Below are 4,320 nucleotides of genomic sequence, written 5' to 3' on the forward strand. Positions count from 1 at the left end.
TCCCCGCCGGTTCAATCCGGGCCGGAGGCTGTCGAGCCGTTCCAAGGCAAACCGTAATGTGTAAAAATGCGGGGCGGATCTGCGTGTCCGCCCGTCCTTGTTTCGTCCTTTCGGTCTTGCCCAGCAATGTCCGGTTAGGGAGTTGCAGTGAGAAGACGAAAGACTCTGTTCTGCTTCGGTTTCGGCCAAAGCAGCAAAGCCAGCGGGGGCCGCAAACTCGTCCAGACCACGCCTCCGCTTCGATCTTAAGTGTTTACGGAGTGTTGATACCGCTCGCGCGTTGCAGGGCGGCGCTGCCGCGAATCGCCGCCGCACCCAGGTTCAACTTCCACCCGTACCATTTCACGCGCTTTTGCACGCTACCTTGTCGGGAGGCTCAAACATGCGCGGCCCCCGAAAAACGGCGTCCTGGGGACGCTTGCAGGTAACGACGGAAAAGAAAATGTCATGCTATCCGAGACGTCGGCTTGCTTCATCCATTCTGCGGAGCGACTGACCAGTCGGCCCTGCGACCGGATTATTCCTCCAGGCTGAAGGCCTCCACCTCACGGCGCTTGCGCCCGGCGAAATCCGGGATCAGCTCCGCGGCCGTGCGGCGGGCGCCCTCGGCCAGGATCGCCAGCCGGTGACTGTCGGCCAATAGACCGGTCAGGGCGGACTCCAGGCCCGCCGGCCCGTTCCAGGCCACCAGCCGCCCGTTGACCCCGTCCCGCACGACCTTGCCCACCTCGCCCACCTCCAGCGCCAGCACTGGCAGCCCGTGACAGAGGGCCTCGAGCACGCTGTTGGTCAGGTTGGTGCGGTCGGCGGTGGCGGCGTAGAGGTCGGCGCACTGGTAGTGTACGACCAGCTCGGCCTGGGTCAGGGCGCCGGTGAAAAGCACGCGCTTGCCCTGATGCGTGGCCAGGCGCTCCAGACGTTCCCGCTCGGGTCCGTCACCCACCAGCACCGCCGCCACCGGGGCGCCGTCGGGAAGGCTCCGGGGCAGGGCCTCGATCAGACGTTCCACCCGCTGCTGGACCCAGAGACGGCAGACCCGCAGCACCACCCGGCAGTCGGCGGGAAGGCCCAGGCCGGTGCGGTATTGGGCGCGGTCCGGGGACTGCGCCGTAGCGGAGGGCCGCTCCACGCCGCACAGAAGGCTGACCACCCGCTCCGGGGGCACGCCCAGGCGCGCGGCTGCGGCCGCCCCGCCCGAGCCGTCCTGGGTCACCACCCAGCGCGCGGCCGCGCAGCGGAACGAGAGCACCTCCTCGAACTGCGCCAGCCGCACCAGGCGCGACCAGCCCTTGAGCCCCAGCGACACCCCGAACAGACGCACGATCAGCGGCGCCCCGAGGCTCCGGGCGATACTCTCCGCCGCGCGCACTCCCATGAACCCATATGCCGCCACCAGAGTGTAATTATCTGTCGATGCAACGCGCCGGGCGGTCCGCCGGGCTTTATAGTTGAAAAGCCAATAGGTCGCCAGCCTGAGCAGCCAGTCCAGGGCAAAGGCCGGGCGGCGCAACCAGGAGCACCCGGCCAGACGCGAGAACGAGAAAATCCGCTCCGGCCAGGGGAAACTCACCGCCTCCACTCCGGGCGGCAGCTCACTTGCCAGACAGCCCGCACCCGCGGGGTGCACCACTGTCACCCGCGCGAAAGCCTCACCCAGCGCGCTCAGCGACAGATGGAAATCGGGGCTGCCGCTGCCCGGACCCAGGGACCAGAGACGGTCCCAGCTGTAGAGGACCAGGATTTTCTCGGAACGCCGCTCGCTCATGGGACGGGCTGCTCCTGTCGCACGTAGAGGGCCAGGATGTTGCTGCGGAAGCGCCGCAGGCCGGGCTTTCGGGTCAGACGGGCCAGGGCCAGCAGCACGCGGAACAGCCAGCGGCGGCTCCAGTCAAGGGCCTCGACATATTCGATCCGCTCCAGGCGGAATCCCTCCGGGGAGTCCGCCACCCGGCGCGGGGTGTTCCAGCGGTGGTGCGTGGGCAGCACGGCCTCGCGCGGCACACGGTAGAGCCGGGCTATCAGCGCGCGCCGCAAGCTGGAAGGGACCAGCGCGGCCAGGGCCACCAGGGGCGACAGGCGGTTGGTGGTGATGAGCAGAAGGCGCCCCCCCGGGCGCAGCACGCGGGCGCATTCGGCCCAGGCGCGGTGCGGCTTGTCCAGGTGCTCGACCACGAAACGCAGGGCGAGTGTCCCGGCCGAGCGGTCGCGGAACGGCAGGGCCTGGATGTCGGCCAGCACGAAAGGCCCGGATTTGTGAGCGGGGGCGGTGAGGTCCACCGCTATCCCATCCGCCAGGGCGGCGTTTTCGCGGATGAAATCCGTGCCGCCCGCGCCCAGGTCGAACCAGAGCCCGGCCCCGGGCAGCACCTCGCTCAGGCGCTGCTCGTAGAGCTCCCAGCGGAACGGCTCTCCGGGAAGGAGTCGGGCAGCGAGAGCGCGCGCCCAGAGCTCGTTGGCCGAACCCGGCGCACCCATCTCAGCCGCTCCAGGCGCCGCGGTGCAGCACCCGTCGCAGGAACGCCCCACAGCGGAACAGGTTGGAGGCGCCCACCAGGGTCAGGCGCTCGTAGGGAACCCCACCGAAGCCGCGCTTGAAATCGGCCAGACGGTCGGCGCCGTCCGGCACCACTCCCAGCTCCACCGCCTCCAGGCCCTCGCTGAACGCCATCACGATCACCCGGTGGTACATGTGGTTGTTCGGCCGGGCCTGGAACAGGTTCTGGTCCGCGCCGTAGTCCCAGAGCCAGAGACGGCGTTTCCAGGTGAGGCAGACACTGAACGCCGCCGGGGTGTCGCCGACCCGCACACTGTAGACCCGCACCAGGTCGCCGCTGCCGGCCAGCGGGCCGGTGGGATCGAGCAACAGACGGTAGAAATCGGCGCTGAGCTGCGGGCCTGGGCTGCTGTGACGGTGCGCGGTCAGGGCAGCCAGGTGCAGTATGTCCGGCGCCTCGGCCGTGGAACTCACCCGCGAGAATACCGCCCCGCGGCGGATGGCCTGCCGGTTCTGGTTACGCACCGAGTCGCTGAGCGAGGCCTCCCACTCATCCAGGTTGCGGCCTGCCACCGGCACCAGCAGGGAGCGCTGCAGAAGGGGGCGGAAACCGCGTTTCTCGAAACAGGCCAGGCCGGCGGGACGGGCCTCGGTGAAAGTCATGGCCAGACGGTGGGGCAGGCGGCAGCCGGCCAGACGGCGGGCCCAGTATTCCACCAGACGGTCGGCGGCGGAGCGGTCGTAGGGGTTCTCCAGCACCAGGCCGGCCGGGGTGCCCCAGGGCAGGCTGTGCGACTGGCGGCTGAAATTGTCACGACGGTCCACGCAGGGGAAACCTCCGGCCAGATGGCCGCCCTCGCTCAGCAGCACCAGCCGCACGCTCCAGCCGGGCCAGGCCGCGGCGATCAGGCGCAGCCAGGCGTGGCGCAGGAACGGGCTGGAGCTTCCCGCCCTGTCCAGGAGGCCATCCCAGCGCTCGGCCTCGATCTCGTTGACAGAATATTCTTCCAGTTCGAGTGGCATTTACAAATCCGATCTCTATCTTGGCTTTTCAAATCCAGGTGAATGTGCGGGAGCGGCCCTTGCGACCGCCCGCGTGTTAATTGCCAATCTCTACCGTTACACACCCCGGCGGGTCTGCTCTCTTTAAACATATTTTCGTAGGGGCGGCCCCCTGTGGCGGCCCGGAATGCCGTGCCCAAATACAATTCCGGGCCGTTTCCGTCGGGCAAACCTCAGCGGATCAGGGCCACCTTGCCGGTCAGCGTGGAGCCGTCCGCCGCGCGGACCAGAACGATGTACACCCCCGCGGCGCAGGCCCGTCCCGCCTGGTTGGTCCCGTCCCAGAGCAGCACTCCCGAGCCGGTCTCCCGCGCCTCGAACGAGCGCACGGTCTCGCCGCTCACGGTGAGGATACTCACCCGGCTGTAGCGCGGGATGCCCTCCAGGCTGAGCTGGCCCTGCTCGAGCGGCCGCCAGGGGTTGGGACGGGCGATAACCTTGGCGCGGCCGCCCGGAATCTCGCGCGAATCGGCCAGGGACAGGGCGGCCAGTCCATCGGCCGTGGCGGCCCAGAGCACCTTGCGTGCCGGGTCCAGGGCGATGTCGTACACCCGGTCCGAGGCTATTCCGCTGTTGCCGCGGTTGAACACTTTCCAGGCGCCGACGGCGATGTCATAACGCCAGAGCCCGTCATCCGTGGCGAACCAGGCGGCGTCGATCCCTTGCAGGGCCACGGCGTTGGCGGCCAGCCCGCCGAAATCCGGGGGCTTCACCTCCGTGTAGTTGAAACGGCTCTCATCCGCGGCGTCCTCCTGAAAATTGAG

4 protein-coding genes are annotated in these 4,320 nt (G+C 68.6%); all 4 read right to left on the reverse strand.

The features are described from left to right. Positions 1-517: 517 nt before the first annotated feature. Positions 518-1,765: a glycosyltransferase family 4 protein gene (locus LLH00_08780; GenBank protein MCE5271367.1), complete on the reverse strand. Its 1,248-nt coding sequence runs from the start codon at positions 1,763-1,765 to the stop codon at positions 518-520. Next, entirely contained in the window at positions 1,762-2,475 is a 714-nt protein-coding gene (locus tag LLH00_08785; GenBank protein MCE5271368.1) for a class I SAM-dependent methyltransferase, read from the reverse strand. The genes LLH00_08780 and LLH00_08785 overlap by 4 nt, the downstream gene beginning before the upstream one ends. Before the next feature lies 1 nt (position 2,476). Next, positions 2,477-3,517 (reverse strand): GNAT family N-acetyltransferase, encoded by a 1,041-nt coding sequence (locus tag LLH00_08790; protein ID MCE5271369.1) that lies wholly within the window; start codon positions 3,515-3,517, stop codon positions 2,477-2,479. A gap of 212 nt (positions 3,518-3,729) precedes the next feature. Beyond that, positions 3,730-4,320, reverse strand: a 591-nt coding sequence (locus LLH00_08795) for a hypothetical protein (GenBank protein ID MCE5271370.1), incomplete at its 5' end; no start/stop codon positions are given.

The sequence above is a fragment of the bacterium genome (assembly GCA_021372515.1).
Taxonomy (GTDB): Bacteria; Gemmatimonadota; Glassbacteria; order GWA2-58-10; family GWA2-58-10; genus JAJFUG01.